Source organism: Spirosoma radiotolerans (genome assembly GCF_000974425.1).
Taxonomy (GTDB): domain Bacteria; phylum Bacteroidota; class Bacteroidia; order Cytophagales; family Spirosomataceae; genus Spirosoma; species Spirosoma radiotolerans.
Map to the genome: position 1 here is coordinate 3,085,495 of NZ_CP010429.1, position 18,036 is coordinate 3,103,530.

General features: G+C 51.4%; 16 protein-coding genes and 2 tRNA genes. 1 reads left to right on the forward strand and 17 read right to left on the reverse strand.

The features are described 5' to 3' along the window. The first annotated feature begins 270 nt into the window (after positions 1-270). On the forward strand, positions 271-1,776 hold the full coding sequence (locus tag SD10_RS12480) for a capsule assembly Wzi family protein (protein WP_046574089.1): 1,506 nt from the start codon (positions 271-273) through the stop codon (positions 1,774-1,776). A gap of 61 nt (positions 1,777-1,837) precedes the next feature. Here the strand turns inward: SD10_RS12480 and SD10_RS12485 are convergent, their stop codons facing one another. The 17 genes from SD10_RS12485 to SD10_RS12565 all read right to left on the reverse strand — a co-directional run bounded on the left by SD10_RS12485 (position 1,838) and on the right by SD10_RS12565 (position 18,019). Next, positions 1,838-2,437: a CAP domain-containing protein gene (locus SD10_RS12485; protein ID WP_046574090.1), complete on the reverse strand. Its 600-nt coding sequence runs from the start codon at positions 2,435-2,437 to the stop codon at positions 1,838-1,840. Between the two features lie 226 nt (positions 2,438-2,663). Then, on the reverse strand, positions 2,664-3,368 hold the full coding sequence (locus SD10_RS12490) for a SanA/YdcF family protein (protein WP_179945495.1): 705 nt from the start codon (positions 3,366-3,368) through the stop codon (positions 2,664-2,666). Positions 3,369-3,372: 4 nt separating this feature from the next. Further along, positions 3,373-3,738 carry a VOC family protein gene (locus SD10_RS12495; RefSeq protein WP_046574091.1) on the reverse strand — a complete coding sequence of 122 codons (366 nt, stop codon included), beginning with the start codon at positions 3,736-3,738 and terminating at the stop codon, positions 3,373-3,375. A 42-nt stretch (positions 3,739-3,780) separates the two neighbouring features. Then, complete coding sequence (locus SD10_RS12500; protein WP_046574092.1) at positions 3,781-6,498, reverse strand: DNA gyrase/topoisomerase IV subunit A; 2,718 nt, start codon at positions 6,496-6,498, stop codon at positions 3,781-3,783. Positions 6,499-6,650: 152 nt separating this feature from the next. Beyond that, a complete protein-coding gene (locus SD10_RS12505; protein WP_052731174.1) occupies positions 6,651-7,583 on the reverse strand; it encodes a D-2-hydroxyacid dehydrogenase in 933 nt (310 codons plus the stop codon). Between the two features lie 117 nt (positions 7,584-7,700). Then, on the reverse strand, positions 7,701-8,993 hold the full coding sequence (locus SD10_RS12510) for an acetylxylan esterase (RefSeq protein WP_046574093.1): 1,293 nt from the start codon (positions 8,991-8,993) through the stop codon (positions 7,701-7,703). Positions 8,994-9,065: 72 nt separating this feature from the next. After that, positions 9,066-10,295 carry an Lnb N-terminal periplasmic domain-containing protein gene (locus SD10_RS12515; RefSeq protein WP_148562438.1) on the reverse strand — a complete coding sequence of 410 codons (1,230 nt, stop codon included), beginning with the start codon at positions 10,293-10,295 and terminating at the stop codon, positions 9,066-9,068. Then, entirely contained in the window at positions 10,288-11,028 is a 741-nt protein-coding gene (gene rsmI, locus SD10_RS12520; protein ID WP_046574095.1) for a 16S rRNA (cytidine(1402)-2'-O)-methyltransferase, read from the reverse strand. The genes SD10_RS12515 and rsmI overlap by 8 nt, the downstream gene beginning before the upstream one ends. Before the next feature lie 109 nt (positions 11,029-11,137). Then, positions 11,138-11,371: a 4a-hydroxytetrahydrobiopterin dehydratase gene (locus SD10_RS12525; RefSeq protein ID WP_046574096.1), complete on the reverse strand. Its 234-nt coding sequence runs from the start codon at positions 11,369-11,371 to the stop codon at positions 11,138-11,140. Between the two features lie 507 nt (positions 11,372-11,878). Further along, positions 11,879-11,965 (reverse strand) — tRNA-Ser (locus SD10_RS12530). A gap of 37 nt (positions 11,966-12,002) precedes the next feature. Next, positions 12,003-12,089, reverse strand: a tRNA-Ser gene (locus SD10_RS12535). 82 nt (positions 12,090-12,171) lie between these two features. Then, positions 12,172-13,257 carry an asparaginase gene (locus SD10_RS12540; RefSeq protein WP_046574097.1) on the reverse strand — a complete coding sequence of 362 codons (1,086 nt, stop codon included), beginning with the start codon at positions 13,255-13,257 and terminating at the stop codon, positions 12,172-12,174. Positions 13,258-13,346: 89 nt separating this feature from the next. Beyond that, a complete protein-coding gene (locus SD10_RS12545; protein WP_046574098.1) occupies positions 13,347-14,165 on the reverse strand; it encodes a TatD family hydrolase in 819 nt (272 codons plus the stop codon). Between the two features lie 13 nt (positions 14,166-14,178). After that, positions 14,179-15,210, reverse strand: a complete 1,032-nt coding sequence (locus SD10_RS12550; RefSeq protein WP_046574099.1) for a glycosyltransferase — start codon at positions 15,208-15,210, stop codon at positions 14,179-14,181. After that, complete coding sequence (locus tag SD10_RS12555) at positions 15,197-15,844, reverse strand: polysaccharide deacetylase family protein (RefSeq protein WP_046574100.1); 648 nt, start codon at positions 15,842-15,844, stop codon at positions 15,197-15,199. The genes SD10_RS12550 and SD10_RS12555 overlap by 14 nt, the downstream gene beginning before the upstream one ends. 91 nt (positions 15,845-15,935) lie before the next feature. After that, a complete protein-coding gene (locus tag SD10_RS12560) occupies positions 15,936-17,060 on the reverse strand; it encodes a glycosyltransferase family 2 protein (protein ID WP_046574101.1) in 1,125 nt (374 codons plus the stop codon). Then, positions 17,057-18,019, reverse strand: coding sequence for a lysylphosphatidylglycerol synthase transmembrane domain-containing protein (locus SD10_RS12565; RefSeq protein ID WP_046574102.1), 963 nt, complete (start codon positions 18,017-18,019; stop codon positions 17,057-17,059). The genes SD10_RS12560 and SD10_RS12565 overlap by 4 nt, the downstream gene beginning before the upstream one ends. Positions 18,020-18,036 lie beyond the last annotated feature (17 nt).

Genomic DNA, 18,036 nt, shown 5'->3' on the forward strand with positions numbered 1-18,036 from the left:
AGGCAACAAGGGTTTTCCGGTAACGTATCCCGGTAGACCGACATCCGATTGTAAACGCTGAACGAAACAACAAAGGTAAGGTAATATCTTAGGGCTTCCGAAAACTCGGAACCACTTTTTCTTCGACAACGGACGTCAGCCATCTTTTTCACTCGTGTAAAACTGAAAATAGACTGGCATGTTTTATGTAACGAGCAAACTTGTAGACCTCCGCCGATTCCTAAGTGACCAACAAACAAGCACACGGTCGGAAGTCTATAAAGCAAGTTTATGTTAAAACACAGCCTTGTCCGTCTACTGGTCATTTACCTGGCCGTTGTTGCCAACTGCCAAGGGCAGACGCTCAAGCCAGTTCGATACCGTACCGAACTGGGCAGTTATTTTGCCACCTCCGGCGAGACACCCTTCTGGCTACGAGCCAACCAATATGGCATTGTGCCCCGCGAAGCCGCGTTAATGACTCTGCGTCAGGCCATCCGGGTCGACTATCATGATGCGCCAAAAACCAAACTTGATAGTTTACGGACGGTCAATCGGCGAGTCGATTGGGGTTGGGGAGCGGAGGCCGTGCTGAATGCGGGGTACACCTACAAACTGCTGATTCCGGAAGCTTATGTTAAAGTAAAGTTCGGAAAAGGGCTGGAAGTCTGGGCGGGTCGTCGACGAGAAATCATTGGCCTCGTCGATTCAACGCTTACTTCGGGCTCCTACGCCTGGTCGGGCAATACCCTGCCCATGTTAAAAATCCAGCTTGCTGTTCCCGATTATTTACCCAGAAACAGTCTGTTTGGGTTTAAAGGTTTTTACGCACATGGCTGGTTCGAAGAAGAGCGGTTCATCAACAACATCATGTTGCACCAGAAAGCCCTGTACGGCCGTTTCGGCAAACCACACTGGCGGCTCAAGTTGTATGGCGGCATTAATCATCAGGTTATGTGGGGGGGCAATACGGAACGCCTACCCGGCTCGGTGATTAAAAATAACCAGTTGCCTAACCGGTTCAGTGATTACATCGACGTGATTACGGCCAGCTCATTAGGAAATCGAACCGATCTTGATACCAATCGAATCAGCTCCTTTGACCGCGAAAACCGCATCGGGAATCACCTGGGCACGGTCGACCTGGGTTTTGAATACACCGGGCGGCATTTTTCTTTTTTTGCTTATCGCCAAAATATTTACGAAGACGGATCACTTTTTTACCTAATCAACATCAGCGACGGCTTGAATGGCCTGCGCATCAATAACCGACGACCCGTCAACCCCAATGGCGTTCAAATCCGGTCGATTCTCTTTGAGTACCTGAATACCGAGAGCCAGGGCGGTGCGTTGTTCCTGGAAAAAGCATCCCAGCGAGGCCGTGACAATTATTTCAACCATTCCCAGTACCAGGATGGCTGGTCGCGGTTTGGTCTGACGATGGGAACGCCCTTCATCACACCCTCTACCGATAGTCAGGGGAACTTACCTAAATACGGGTTTACGAACAACAACCGCGTATCGGTTATGCACATTGGGCTGTCGGGGCAGGCCTATGATTTTTTTCGCTTTCAACTGAAAGCGTCATATAGCGAAAACCTGGGCACATATGAAGTCCCTTTTGGCCATAGCGTGCGTCAGTTTTCGTCAGCGCTTACGGTATCAGCTCCCTTACCCATACTGAACGGCATAACGGCAAACGCAGCCATTGCCACCGACATCGGTGACCTCTATTCCAACAGCGTTGGTTTCTACGTAGGCATTCGCAAGGAAGGCCAAAGCCGGAAACGGGAATAGTACGTATGGGTGTACCTACGGGCTGAAGCCCGTGAGTACACCCATACCAATCCGTTATCTCTTACTGACGGGTACCGAAATCCGTTACCCAGTAGGCTTTGTATGTGCTGGTGGCGCTATAGCCGTAGCCAACGCCAACGTTCTTAAAATTGGCACTCATAATGTTGGCGCAATGGCCAGGCGACTTGAGCCAGCCATCGACAACAGCCCGCGTGGTTGTGTAACCAGCTGCGATATTCTCACCAGCAGCCCGCCACACATACCCTTCGCGAGTCATCCGATCCCAGGGCAGTGAACCGTCGCGGCCGGTATGACTAAAGTAATTGTAGGTCGCCAGATCGACCGCGAATTTATCCGACGCTGCATTGAGTTGCGCATCGAGCGTTAGCGCCGGAACGGCTGGATAAACGGTTGTTCCACATTGACAGGGTTTTGATCGGGCCTGATTGATGTAGGTAAGCACTTCCTGCTGTTGGGTTGAGGTTGCTAGGGCAGCGCGCGCGCCCGCCAGATTCGGCGTAAAAGCGCTTGTCCCCACCCCTGCTTCTTTGTAAACGGACGACGAAACCGGGGCGGGTGTCTGGGTAGTTTCCTGATCCGACTGGCAGGAAGCCAAGGCTCCCAACAAGGCTGTTAGGCCGACTAGGTACGTAAGTTTCATAGAGGTATATTAGATTTCTTTGTTGATTAAACGGTAGATTACCTTTTAATATTGTTATTATTTTCCTATTTTATTACATACTAATTTATCCTATAAGGTAATCATAAACAAAGAATGTACACAATTAAGGAAGACGAACTAACGTATTTTTACTTAGGGTGCATAGGCCCATAAAAACAATCAGACGCATGCGTTACGTCCGTTGTGTAAATCGATAAAGAGCGGATTACGGATTACGCTTGCGTTCCCAGTTTCCCTTTTCGGGCTGGGGGCGAATCAGGTACACGTCGAGCAACGCGTAGGGGCGGGCGAGATATTCCCGAATCAGGGTACGAAGGGAGTAGCCATCAGGCACGTCCTGGGCCGCAAAGGCAATGGCTTCCATGCCCTCGTGATTACCAATGTAGAGGGCGCGGGCATTGTGGAAATTCTGCGAGATAATGGTGATCTTTTCCTGATTGAATACGTCTTTGCACCGAACGACCGAATCGAACGTTCGATACCCCGCATAATCGAGCGTCATGACCGAGGCAGGTACGCCTAATCTGACCAAAGCCCGTTGCATGTCTACCGGCTCGTTGTAGTATTCCGAGTCATTGTTACCACTCAGAATCAAGTACTTTACTTTGCCTTCTTTCCACAATCGGGCCGTAGCTTCCATGCGGTAGCGAAAAAAGAGATTCTCTTTTCCCGTTCGAACAAATTTACTGGTGCCCAGCACAAGCCCAACATCATTGACCGGTAGCTCGTCAATACTAAAATAGATTTGATTGCGGGTATTGTACACCACCCACCAGTTACTAACCAAGACAATCGTTGCGCCCGAAAAAATCACAACAATTGTCAGTTTGATGACCCACTTGACCACGCGAATGCCGACCGCTTCGCGCGGCTGGTCATTGCTGTAATCGCTAGCCAGGGTCGTGTTCATCTACTCAACGATTGAAATGTGGATTCTCAATCAATCCAAGCACATTACCAAATGGGTCTTCCAGGGTGGCAACAAGTATATCGTCACCTACGTTCTGGATCGGGGTATGTATCCGTGCCCCGATCGCCATAAACTGCTGTACCGAAGCCTCCAGGCTGGCAACACCCCAATAGGTGAGCGTGCTGCCAGCAACAACCTGCGCATTTGGGTCGAGGCCTAATTCATAGCCTCCCACGCTGAAGCCTACGTAATAAGGCTCGTCAAAATACGGGGCAATTCCCAGGGCTTCCGTGTACCACGCTTTCGCTTGAACAAGCTCGGGAGCAGCGTAAATTACCGTTCGCAGGCCTAAAAGTTTCGTCTTTTCCATATTCGTCAGCCAAATACCCCCGTCGGGTTCGTCTCAAATAGGTCAGGAAAACAACCCTAACTGCACAGACTCTTTTTCTTCAGGTTCCGTTGGGACCAGCGCAACAGGCTCAACATTCGGGGCCGCTTTTGCAGGTTCTTTAACAATCTTTGGCGGCAGCAACTTCACCTCTTTTACTTTGGCAAAGGGCAGTTTATTTCCCAGTGCCTTCCAGCCGCGAACATCAATAAACCCTTCTGGTTCCAAAATCATCGACTCGAACGGACCGCGATCTTTTACCTGGTGAACAACCTCGATGCGTGGGTAGCGGTCATTGGTGATAACCAGACTTTTCGATCCTTTTCCATCACCTATAAAGCTAAATTTTTTATCCAGCGATGTCGTCTCAACTTTAAACCGCTTCACATACCAGGCTTTCTGATTAGCTTCGTAATAAACGGCTGACAGGACTGTATCGGGATCAAACTTCTGCAGCAGGGCTATATCGTTTGGCTCGTATCGGTTCGTCAGGTCAAAGCTCGTCAATTCATACTGCCCATCCTTATACACTACCAGGATGCTGTCTTTCGCATCGAAATTACCCAGCAAACGACCGCGCTCATCCCGGTTAAGCCGTCCAAGGTGTTCATCGTACCAGATATCGACCCCCCCTAGGGTTGATACCCCCCCTGATTTCTGGGTAATTTTCCGAACCGGATATTTGGTCAGGATATTCCCCTGCGCCGACCGGTTCTTAATGCCAACAGACGCAAAGTCGTAGTCGAACTGCTTGATCTTCGCCGTGCACTGGGCCGTCAGGTTTATCGTAATGACCTCTGCTTCGCCATTGTCATTGGCACTGAAATAGGTCATCTTCGATTTCGGATTTCCCATGGTCAGGTCATATTCCCGATCGCGGGTAACACCCGTCACAGGGAACCGCTTCGCCATCGAGATGCCCGACTTACCATCCAAATAAACCAAGTTATAAATCTTACGCTCGTCGTTTTTCTTGAATACCGAAACATACACAATATCCTTGCCGACAAATACTTTTTCCGCAATTTTCACGACCATGCATTTTCCATCCCGCCGGAAAACGATGATGTCGTCAATGTCGGAACAATCGCTCACGTACTCATCCTTTTTGAGCCCGTACCCAATAAAGCCGCCTTCCCGGTCGACATACAGTTTCTGGTTGGCGGCAGCTACCACACTGGCGGCAATTGTATTGAACGCCCGGATCTCCGTTTTGCGCTCGCGACCTTTGCCATACTTCTTCTGCAAATCCTTGTAATAGGCAATGGCAAATCGGGTAATATTGGCCAGGTTGTCTTCGGTCTCGGCTAATTCCTGCTCCAGCCGACGCATCAACTCCTCAGCCTTGAACCCATCGTACTTCGAAATCCGCTTAATTTTTATTTCGGTCAGGCGGATTATGTCGTCCTCCGTAATGACGCGGTAAAACAGCTTCTTATGGGGTTTGAGTGCCTTATCGATGGTGGCGATAACATCCTCAAACGTTTCGCACTCTTCAATTTTCCGGTAAATCCGGTTCTCAATGAATATTTTTTCGAGCGAACTGTATAGCAATCGCTCCATCAACTCACTACGCCGAATCTCCAGTTCGCGTTGCAGTAACTGAACCGTCTGATGCGTATTGACGCGCAGAATATCCGTGACACTCACAAAATGCGGCTTGTCGCCAATGATCACGCAGGCATTGGGCGAAATGGAGACCTCACAGTCCGTGAACGCATAGAGCGCGTCGATGGACACATCGGGGGAAACACCCGGCTGTAAGTGCACCAGAATCTCGACGTCTTTTGCCGTATTGTCAACCACAGCAGCCGTTGTCCGGCTGGGCGCCTTGATGCGAATTTTCCCCAACTCAGCCGCCTTCACAATGGAATCGATCAGTTGTGGCGTTGTCACGCCAAACGGCACATCGCGAATGGCGAGGGTTTTCTTATCGACCTCTTCGATCTTGGCCCGAACCCGAACCTTACCGCCCCGATGACCGTCGTTATAGTTGCTGACGTCGATGAGCCCCCCCGTCTGAAAATCGGGGAAGAGCGACACGGGCTTATCCTTCAATATATTGATGGAAGCCTCGATCAGTTCATTAAAATTATGAGGTAAAATTTTGGTCGATAACCCGACGGCAATTCCCTCGACACCCTGCGCCAGCAAGAGCGGAAACTTGACGGGCAAAGTAATGGGTTCGCGTTTGCGGCCATCATACGACAGTTGCCATTCGGTTGTTTTGTCGTTGTAAATGGCATCCTGGGCAAATTTGGATAGCCGCACTTCAATGTACCGGGGGGCAGCGGCTCCATCGCCCGTCCGGACGTCGCCCCAACTACCCTGCGTATCGAAGAGGAGTTCTTTTTGACCAATATTCACTAAGGCTTCCCCAATGGAGGCATCCCCGTGCGGGTGAAACTGCATGGTTTGCCCGATCACGTTCGCCACTTTATTGAAGCGACCGTCGTCCATTTCTTTCAGGGCATGCAGAATCCGGCGCTGAACAGGCTTCAACCCATCCTCTACGGCGGGCACTGCCCGTTCGAGAATAACGTAGGACGCGTAATCCAGGAAGTAATTTTCGTATAAGCCTGCCACTACCGTCTGGTCGTGCAGGACTTCTTTGGTGATGATATCTGTTGGCTCGTCGTCCGGTTCGAGGGCGCTGGTCAGCTCGGTCCCATCATCAGGTGACCCTGCTTCAGGCTGCTGGCTATCGTCGTCTATCGGCTGTTCATTTTCTTCGTTTATCATTGACGTGTTTCAGGAACTATTCCAGTGGATAAGTACACAGGGTTAACGAACTTTTGTCATCTCATTCGGCTCCTTAAATATACAAAGAAAACTTGAAAAACGGGCATTCTGACCGTTAAAAGGCAATTTAAGTGCCTAAATTTTGCCCGAGCCTAATACCCTCTCCCCAACTCAACCGCATTTTCCAGCGGCTGTCCTGCCCGAAATCGGGTCAGGTTGCGCAGGAACTGATCGACCTTCCCTCCGTCTTCGTCCGGTTGGCCGCCCCCGGTGTGCTGGGTCAGCAGAACATTCGGCATTTCCCAGAGCGGGCTATCAGCGGGCAGCGGCTCCTGGGCGGTTACGTCGAGTACGGCACCGCCCAGTTGACCGGATTGCAACGCACGGATCAAGGCGGGCTCGTCGGTTGTCGTACCGCGTCCTACGTTGGCGTATAAACTCCCCGGCTTCATGGCCGCGATTACCTCCGCCGACACAAAGCCAGCAGCGGTTCCGGGCAGGCAGTTCACAACAATATCCGTTTGAGGGAGTATGGCAATAAGCTCCTCGGCCGAATGCAGATCGGCCTGCGGATCGGTGCGGGCCAGCATCGTGGTGGTGCAGCCAAACCCACTCAACATCTGCCGAACGGCCTGGCCAATGGTACCGGTTCCAAGAATAACCACCTGCTTTTGCCACAACAGATTCGTCCGGGCACGAATGGGTGCGCCAACCCAGTCCGATTTGCTCTGTAACAGGGTCAGTTCGGGAATGGCGCGGTACATAGCCAGAATACCCGCCATCATGGTTTCGGCACAGGGGCGGGCAAAATAATCGCCCATGTTGGCAATGACCGCCTGCACACGAATGGTTTTAAACCCATCGAAGCCCGCCGAATCCAGTTGCCAGAAGGCTAATCGGGGGGCTCCATTACTAAACCAGGCAACCGGCGGGTTCCCCAGTACGAAGTCGGCCGACTGAAAGGCAGCCTGCTGATCGGCCTCGGGTAAATCATGCCGAAAAACGGCGGTTATATCGGTTGGCAGGTTTTGCTGTAAGCTCGTTTTAAGCGTATCGCTAAGGGCGGGGTTGACGAAGAGTTGCATGCTATGAGTACGAAATGTCAAACGTTTTGGTTGCTTCTGTAACGCGGCCATCCAGTCCGCATAGCCGTAGACTTACATTACTAATTAGCCTACGGCTTGGCGGACCGGAGGTTCGCGTCACTTCACGCCTTTCAACTGCCCAAGCAACCAGCTGTTCATCTTCTCGGTTTGTTCTGGAAACGTCCAGTGGCCGGTTTCCAGATAAAGTTCGAGTGTTTTTTTGCCTGGAATCAGGTTGTAAGCGGCATACATAGACGTGGGCGGACAGGTTTCATCATTGAAACCCCAGGAATAATAACCGGGTACGTTCACCTGACGGGCAAAGTTAACCACATCATAGTAGCCCGTTGTTTTAACCCGGTCGGGTTTATTATTGTAGGCCATATCATTGCCGGCAAACAGGTGGGGCCAGCCACCCGCCCGGCCATTCAGGTAACCGGTTACGTCGCACAAGGCCGGATAGTAAGCGCCTAGCCACTTTATTCGGCTGTCCAGACCAGCCGTAACGATGCTGAGCGCCCCGCCCTGGCTTCCGCCCGTAACAGCCATGTTCTGCCCATCGTATTGGGGCATACTCGCCAGAAAATCGACCGCCCGGACGCAACCCAGATACACCCGTTTGTAATAATACCGATCCCGGTCGTCCAGATTAGCGGCCGGGTAGCCATTGAGCGGACCCCGGCTGAGACTTTCATAAACCGCCGGCTCCATCGTTACCGGAACGCCATGAATGCCCACTTCAAGGGTGATAAATCCCTTGTCGGCTTCAGCAATCATACCGTAATACGGGCGAACCCCCGCGCCGGGCACCCGCAGAATGGCAGGGTATTTTCCTTCTTTTTTGGGTACGCACAGAATCCCGTAAAATCGGGAGTTATTGACGTTTTGCAGGTTGAGATGATACACATTTGTCAGTTCAGTGCAGCGCTCGGGCAGCAGCGTCATGCGGGCATCCATGGGCACTTTTGCCAGGTCAGCTTTGGCATTATCCCAGAATGCCTTAAAATCTTCCGGGTTGGCAACGGTCGGTTTGATGCTTTGGGGGTCAAACCCGGCGGTTGTCAGGCCCCGGTACTCTTTCCCGTCCACTTCAGCCGTAGCAATACACCGCAGGAAACCCGCCGTTTTCATCGTACCGGCATCCAGTGCCAGGGTTCCCTCCTTCAGCGTAACCGTTTCTTTTTTCGTGGGCGTCATCTTCTCCGGCCCTATTTCGTAGCGGAGTCTGGCTCCTTTCAGCAGCACATTATTCCGGTAAACCGAGATAGTCAGCTTGACTGGTTCGCCGGGTTTATACAGCCAGTCGGTATGATCGGGGGTGACAATGACTTTAACGAGCCGCTCAACCGGTTGGGCCAGCACGTTGGTGACCCAAATCAGCAGCAGGCCAGGCAATAGTAGTTTTTTCATGGATTTTAGAGCAACATTTTGTTCTATAATCCAGACAAAGCACGTTTAGGCGGGTTTATAACTAAACAAATTTTACGCAACCCGCATCGGGGTTTGCTGCCCCCGACGAGTAGGCTGCAGGTTTACAATGCACCGGACGAGCAACGTCAGCGGGAATACCACGTCAAAGCCCCCCGGAATGTTCGACAGAAATATGCCGAGCGCAGCCAGAATGGCCGTGAGGCTAAAATACAGCGTCCGACGCCGGGCCGTGGCGGTTGAGCCCGTCGCCCAGTAAATTAGGGGCAAATGCAGCGGCATCAGGTAGAGTAAGGTTGGGTTCCAGCCCGTAACACCATCATCTCGCATGATCCAGAGCAAGAGCAGAAACCAGCCCAGAAATCCCGACACCCCAAACAGGAGCCGGTCGAGCCAGCGGTCAACTTTCCCGGCACTCACATAACGCCGGATCGTAAAGAGGGCAATGACAACCCCCAGAACACCGAACACAACATTGGGGTCGAATAGCAGGGGCACTTGCTGACGAAACGTCTTCTGGCCCGAAAACAGTGTCTGTTCCCCCCGAACCAGTGGAATAAACTGCCCATTCGCCTGCCGTACTGTCGCACGGGCCAGTTGGTCATGTACCTGATCGGGCAAATACATAGCGCGCCAGCCATCGGTCTGCTCATCCGCCGGACGGCCAATGGCCAGGTTCATGCCTAACTGGTACCAGGGTTGCTCATTCAGGTAATCGTTCATCCAGTCGCGGTAAGATTTACCCGTCATGCGCGAACGCGAGGGAATCAGCAAACTATCGCCACAGGCGTTGGCAATCATATCGCGGGGACGAGTCGCGCAGTTGTCGTAGTAAAACTTATACCGGTATGTCCGGTTCTCGGGTAAGTAATTCTGTTCCAGCGCCGTAAACAACCGTTGCCGCTGCGTGGGCGACAGGTTCAGGTACTGTTCCCGAATGCTTCGGTTTGTCTGCTGGTAATAGTACATCACCTGATACAGGTTGTGGACCGACAAAAAATAAGGCAACGTACCCCGCAAAAATTTCAGGATAAACGAATCGGCGTTATAATCGAAGCCACCATAACTGTAGTCCCGATCAAGCCCCAGCGCCGGATCAACGAACCGTATTTCGGTATGCCCAAACGCTGAAGAGATGTCATCTGTGCCCGGCCCATACGTAATCAGGCTGACCTGAGCCGATGGGGAAAGGGTTTGGGCGAATGAGGAAGGCGGAACGAGAAAGGAGGAGAGAAGGATGAGCAGAAAGCTCAACAATCGGTTTAATCCAGGTTTTCTAGTCATCTTCGCCATCGTCTTCGTTGTCATCCGCATCGTTTTCATACACTCGTTTGGCTTTCCCACGACTGGGTTCTTTTCCCTGTACGCAAATGACAATTTCACCTTTTATCGTTTTTTGAGCAAAATAAGCAATTAGTTCGGACAATGGCCCGCGTTGATTTTCCTCAAATAATTTGGTCAGCTCGCGTGAGACGCTGGCGGGTCGTTCCGGCCCGAACACTTCCGTAAATTGCTGCAGGGTTTTAAGCAATCGATGGGGCGACTCATAAAACACCATGGTTCGTTCCTCCCCCGCCAGTTCGGCCAGCCGGGTCTGCCGCCCTTTTTTATGCGGCAGAAATCCCTCGAACGTAAAGCGGTCATTAGGCAGCCCTGAATTGACTAAAGCCGGAACAAAGGCCGTTGGACCGGGCAGGCACTCGACCGGAATGTCATTTTTGATACACTCCCGGACCAGCAGAAAGCCAGGATCAGAAATACCCGGCGTCCCTGCGTCTGAGACCAGAGCCAGCGTTTTGCCCTCTTTCATCTGATTCACCAGTCGCTGCACGGTCTGATGCTCATTGAAAATATGGTAACTGTGAAGCGGTTTGTTAATGGAAAGATGCCGCAACAATACACCCGACGTCCGGGTATCTTCGGCCAGAATGGTATCGACACCTTGGAGGATTTTAATGGCCCGCAGGGTGATATCGTCAAGATTACCGATGGGAGTCGGCACGAGGTACAATTTCATGCCGCAAGATAGTTTACAGTTTTCAGTTTACGGTTTGTAGCGGTCCCATACCCGGTTGGTGGACCGGGCCGGCAGACCAGTAAACCATAGCGATGAACCGCCATAAACATCAACTGAGTAGCTTATCAATGGCAGCGGCCAGTTGATGATCTTTTTGGGTTACCGTATTGCCTGCATCGTGGGTCGATAAGTTGATTGTTACCTGATTGTAGACGTTCGACCACCAGGGATGGTGATCCATTTTCTCCGCGACAAGCGCCACGCGGGTCATAAAGGCAAAAGCCTCACTGAAGTTAGCAAACTGAAAATCACGGGTAAGTTGGTTGTCCTTCTCCTGCCACATAAAAATTTGTCTTTACTGGTTTTGTTTCTACCAACGCCCACATTACAGAAGTGTTTTAATCCTGAAAGCGCTTTATACGGCATAGATTACTTACGCCAGACAAGGTTACTCAATGCGTTTTAGCCGTCGTAAAAAAATATTTTCTGAAACAAGCATTTTTTAAGTTCAATTAAAAACTAAAATAATTCTATCTTCGTATATAATGGCAGGTATAGTTTTATGGGTGATTTATACAAATACCGGGCAGATTGCCCGGTATTTGTATTTATAGGCTATGAAGCTGTGTGGGGTTTTTACTTTACACGAGATGTATTATAAAAACACTCAAAAAAAACCGGCACTTGTTTGATTTAGGTCAATGGATTGGCGGCCTTCTATGCAGAACGTCAGCCATTCGAAGTCGAGCGCGACCCCGGCTCGATACCGTTTGCCCTGTACACACTTTCCAAACATGCTCAAGTGGCCGTATAAAAAAGAAGTCCGCCAATGAATTGGCGGACTTCTATGCAGAGAGGAAGAGATTCGAACTCTCGATACAGTTTCCCGCATACACACTTTCCAGGCGTGCTCCTTCAACCACTCGGACACCTCTCTAAAAACGAAGTCAGCAAGTTGGTTTGCTGACTTCCGGCAGAGAGCGAGGGATTCGAACCCCCGGTACCCTTGCGAGTACTTCTGATTTCGAATCAGACCCATTCGACCACTCTGGCAGCTCTCTGTATCGTTTGGGAGTGCAAAGATGCACGATTGATGGTAGATACGCAATAATTATCACAAAAAAATACGGAACAACGACTGGCCTAAGCGGTCATTTCGCCACTAATTGACTGACTCATCAGGGCTCGTAATCGAATTGGGTCGCGCTCCTGACCAAGCAATACCATGAGTTTAGTAATGGCGGCCTCGGTTGTAATGTCGGCTCCGCTGACCACACCAATCTGCAAAAGTTGTTTGCTGGTTTGGTATTGGCCCTGCGTCACCCGCCCGCCCTCGCACTGCGATACGTTGAAAATCAGGACGCCCCGATCAATGGCCTCCTTGAGAGTATCCAGAAACCAGGCATCCGTCGGGGCGTTGCCAGCTCCAAACGTTTCGAGCACCAAACCCCGCAGGTTACGGATATTGACAATGGATTCGACGACGGGCTGGGTGATACCGGGAAAAAGTTTGAGAATCGTCACATTCGTGTCGATTTCAGTGCGCAGGTGTAGAGTCTGATCCGGTTGATAAGCCCGAATGTACGGTCGGTTGTAGTCGATACTAACGCCAGCGTTGGCCAGATGTGGATAATTTTCGGACGCAAAGGCGTTGAACTGGACGCTCTCGTGCTTAGTGGATCGGTTACCGCGCAGCAGTAACGAGTTGAAGTACACGCAAACTTCCGGGACCATAGGTTTTCCCTCCCCCACGGCGGCCGAATCCACGGCGGCCGCAATTTCGAGGGCGGTGATGAAATTTTCACGGGCATCACTGCGGGCTACTCCAATCGGCAGTTGGGCTCCGGTCAGAATAACAGGCTTCGATAAGCCAACCAGCATAAAACTCAGCGCCGACGCCGTATACGCCATTGTATCTGTGCCGTGAAGAATCACAAAGCTATCGTACTGGTCGTAGTTGGTCTGAATGATTTGCCCCAATTCGACCCATACGGCAGGTTTCATGTTCGAGGAATCAATAATTTCATTCAGGGTGATGAGGGTGATATCGAAATCCAGGCGGTTCAGTTCGGGTAGACGCTCAGATACCCGGTCAAAATCAAAAGGCACGAGTTGGCTGGCTTTAGGGTCATATACCATTCCAAAGGTGCCGCCGGTATAGATAACCAGCACCGAGGCACGGGAAGAAGTAGGTGAAACTGGGTTAATGTGAACCGTTTTGTAGGGCATGCTTGACTGGTTTTTCTGAAGAACCGAATCCTGCTTTTAGTCACCTTAGGGCTAGTAAACTTTCGATTCGGCTGTATTTTATGAAACAATTAAGGCAGCAGGTTCGCGTATAAGGTTGGTAGCAGCGACAACGCGTTGGCGGTTGTATGGCGCGCCACATCATCCAGCGTAACCTGTTTCAAATCGGCAATGCGCTGCGCAATCAGCCGCAAATAAGACGGCTCATTTCGTTTACCTCGATACGGTACGGGCGCTAAATAAGGACTATCAGTTTCCAGAACAATATGTTCCAGACTGACGTGCGGCAGCACAGCGCCCAGTCCACCATTTTTAAAGGTAGACACGCCCCCTATGCCCAGCTTGAAGCCCAGATCGATGGCTCGGTTTGCTTCATCGAGGGTACCCACGAAACAGTGAAAAATTCCCGTCAGATTCTGCATTTCCGGGGCACTTGTCCTTAGATTTTCAATCAGGTCAGCCGCTTCCGCAAAAGCATTTCGGTCATGACCCGACCGGGTATGCATAGACACGGGCAGGTTCCGTTCGGCTGCCCACCGAAGCTGGGTCTCAAAAGCAGTGAATTGCTGGTCAACAAAGGTCATATCCCAGTAAAAATCCAGACCAATTTCACCAACAGCCATGAACGCATGGCGATCAAGATGGTCTTCTACAGCGGCCAGTTCCTCATTCACGGTAGCCGTCACATAGGCGGGGTGCAATCCCATCATGGGCAGACACCGCTCAGGATATTGGTCGGCCAGCGCCATCATGCCCGGTATGGTTTCACGGGCGCAGTTGGGCATCCAGATTTGGCTAATTTGCTGCATTTCAGCCTGATGCAGTATTTTATCCCGATCTTCGTCAAACTGCGGATCGTAAATATGGGCGTGGGTATCAATAAGAATCATTTGTTGTTTTCAGTTAGGTATACTGCCTCCCTTTCCACTCAATGGGCGTGGGTAGCAGGTAAAAAACCACGGACAGAGGCCCGATAAGGAGTTGGTAAGGTTCAAAAAGCAACGCGAATAACCCTAAGTTGGTTTGCTTCAGGCGGCTCAAGCCAAACGAGAGTAGCATGGTCTGGATTAAAAGTTTGATCACATACAGGCCGATAGCCAGCTCAGGCGAAAAATACCCGATCAGCAGCAAAAGCGGCCCCACGAGATATTGGGTGTAGAGCGAAATGACCATCCAGTTGGGTAGATCCGTAGCGCCCCGCATCCACCGTTTGCGTTGCTGAAGAAAGGCTCGCAGGGTCGATACCGGCTTCGTTTCGGCCAGCACCTGTTCGTTCAGCAGGTTCCTGAAGCCGTATCCTTTCGAAACGATAGCCTGAAACAGGGTGTAGTCCTCCACCACCGAAAACGGCAACGATTCGTAGCCACCAACAGCCTCGTACCCGGCCCGGCTGACGGCCATGTTATTGCCCATGGCCGTGACCGGAATCCCGACCAGGCTAACCAGGTGGGTCAGCGTCAGATTGTAAAGCCAGTCGATGGTCTGAAGCCGTTGAAACAGGCCCGATCCCTTCGGAAGCGTAACCCCCGTCACAATACCCCTTCGTTGAATAAACTGACGGCTCATTTCAGTTAGCCAGTTTACCGGAACCTGGGTATCGGCATCCGTGAAAAAGAACAGGGAGCCCCGCGCCTGCCTGGCCAGTTGCGCCAGCACGTTGGCCTTTCCCAGCAACCCTGTGCTGGATGGGGCAATATCAATCAGGTGAAAGGCCGGTTTGTCGGCAATGAACTCCGCCACCCGCGTCCGGGTCTGGTCTGTGGACTGGTCGTTGCCAATCAGCACCTCGACGCGCTCGGGTGGATAATTGAGCTGGGTGATAGCCCGCAGGCAGTCCAGAATGGTATCCTCTTCGTTTCGGGCGGCAATCAGAATACTAACAAACGGGAAGTCTGGACCGGGTCGATCTCGGGCAGGCTCATCAATAACCGGCATAGACAGGTTGCGGAACAGCGCGGAATGAATAGCCCCGATTGGCAAAATAGGCCAGCATTCGGGGCAGCACGTAACGCATCGTCGGCCAGGCTTTCAGACTATCGTGAAACACCACAATAGAACCAGGCCGTGTGTACTGAATAGTTTTCCGGAGGCACACATCAGCGGGTAAACTACGGTCAAAATCACCCGTCAAAACGTCCCACATAACAATCGAATAGTGCTCAATAACCTCGGCCACCTGCGTCTTTTTTATACGCCCATAAGGCGGCCGAAACAGGGATGTTTCTACGTTTAGCTGATCCTGGCATTTTTGGATATTTTCCAGATAGGTTAGATCATCGGTCTTCCAGCCGTTGAGGTGGTTGAACGTGTGGTTTCCAACCATATGGCCAGCTTCCAGCACCTTAAACAGTATATCGGAGTGTTTCCGAACATTGTCGCCGATGCAGAAAAAGGTTGCCTGAGCGGCAAATTTATCCAGTTGTTCGAGAACAAACTCCGTCACGTCGGGGATAGGCCCATCATCGAACGTCAGGTATATGGTCGGTTCAGCGGCTTCTTCGATCTTCCACCAGAACTCAGGGTATACCGTCCGGAGCAAAAAGTTAGACTTATGCAGAAAAAAAGACAAGATAATAAACGTTTTAGCTGCATAATGTATAGTATAGCCTATAGCATGTAATTGATTTACAAATCCTATAAACTAGCCCTTACAGCATACATCAGTTAAGGTTTCGTCCTTTCCAACTGTATCCTTTTCCCTGAGCGGCTAACCCAAAGAAAAGTACATATAGCGGGTATACTAACTGGGTCAGCGGGATTACCCATACCGACGATTTTTTTTGTAAAAAAACAAGAATCTGTCGTAAAAACAAAAACTCTGGCAGAAGCTTCAGCCCTATAACGGCCAGTGTTGCATTTCCGTTTAAAAAACCGAGCAACCAGCCCCCAACGGCCACCATCGGCGCGGCATTACTCAGAAAAACAAACACCGCCAGAACTGACGGCAAATAGCTCTTGTAGGCCCGCCATTTACTCGCCCATCGTTTGCGCTGGTTGTAAAAACCCCGCCAGGACTGATGTGCATTCGTTTGGACAACGGCCAACGGACTTTTCAAAAAATGGACCCCGGCTGGATACTTTACGGCAATCTTGTGCATCAGCAACTCATCATCGCCCGAAGCCAGGTGATCAACTCCGGCGAATCCATCTACTTCGGCAAAGACCCGCTTTTCATAACAAAGGTTGGCTCCGTTGCACATCGTTGGCACACCCAGGGCCATGGTACAGGCTCCGCTTCCAATCAGGCTGGCGAATTCAACGGTTTGCAAAGCATCGAAAATCGTTTTCTCCCTTGTAAACGTAACCGGCCCCGAAATCAGTTTTGCGCCGGTTCGTTCGTAAAACGAAGCGATGGTAGCTAGCCACTCCGGACCAACCCGGCAGTCGCCGTCAGTTGTCACGATCAGGTCGCCCGTTGCGATAGCGATACTTTGGGTGATGGCCCGCTTTTTGGGCGATGCGGTCCGCTCATTGGATAACGGCAACGGCCGCAGGGAAAAAGAGGCCGTTTGGGCAAACTGGTAAAGAATTGCCAGAGTACTGTCTGTAGATGAATCGTCGGCAACAATTACCTCAAAACGGGTATAGGTTTGATGGCTAAAGTCATTCAGCAAATTTTCGATGTTTTCTGCTTCGTTTCGAACGGGAATAACAACAGTGATGGCCGGACCCGCTGGCGCTACAGTTGCTGCCGACCGGAAAGGCAGCATGCTGCGCCAAGTGAACCCAAGTACCGTTGTAAAGAGCGCATACAGGCCGCTAACCACGAGCAGTATAATTGTCATTGAGCGGTAATTTTTAGTTTCCAGACCCAGATTAGTCCAACGAGTACAGGCATCAGTACATTGGCTACCCAAAGCGTCAGGGTGGCCGTCAGCAAGATAGGGACGCTGACCTCAAAGGGTGAAAAAACCCACAGCGAAGCGGCTTCCCGTACGCCAAGGTCACTCAACAGATTAAAGGCGGGCGTGATCGTTTTAGCCAGAAAAACCAGGCCGATGCCCGATGCAGCCACCTTGGCCGGTACCATCAGGCCAACGACACGCATTGCCAGATAAAATTGTAGAGAGAACACCAGGTAGCGCAGGGCAGCCGTTCCCAGCGCCAGTACGATTTCCCGGTCTGAATAGAGCCCGGCCACCTGCCAGTAGTCAGCAAATCGCTGGAGGGCGGGGCGACCTGACAAAGAATGAATAAGCAGCTTTCGAAGCAGTCCGAACACAACGCCCCCGAACGATAAACCGATTAGTAACACCAAAAGCCAGTTACCGGCTGCATGGCTACGTTCGGGCACTAGCGTCAGGTGATGCGCCCAGGCTATGGTGCCAAAGACGACAGCCACATAAAATTGCATCCCGCCCGAGACCAGTGAAGCCCCCACAGCCCCTGCCCTGTTGGTTCGCAGAGAGAGTACCCGGCCAGCGGTGTCGCCCAGTTGGGCAGGCATGGCAAAGCCCAGCGAGACACCCGCCAGCACACCCTTACAGGCCTCCCCAAAGGTGACAAATTCAACCCGCCGAAGCAGGATTTGCCATTTGAGAGCCTCCAGTCCCCAGTTGATGGGGGTGAGCAAAAGCAATAATATCGCCCATTGCTCGGGGTGGCTGACCGCCCGCAGTTGGGTTTGCAAGGTGGACCAATCGAACGATTGCTGCCGTATAACATGCCCGATGTAGGCAAGCAAGGCAGCAAAGACGACGATTTTAACCCAAAAGATGATTTTTTTATCTGGTTTCAGCGACAAAACAGAAGAGAACACGT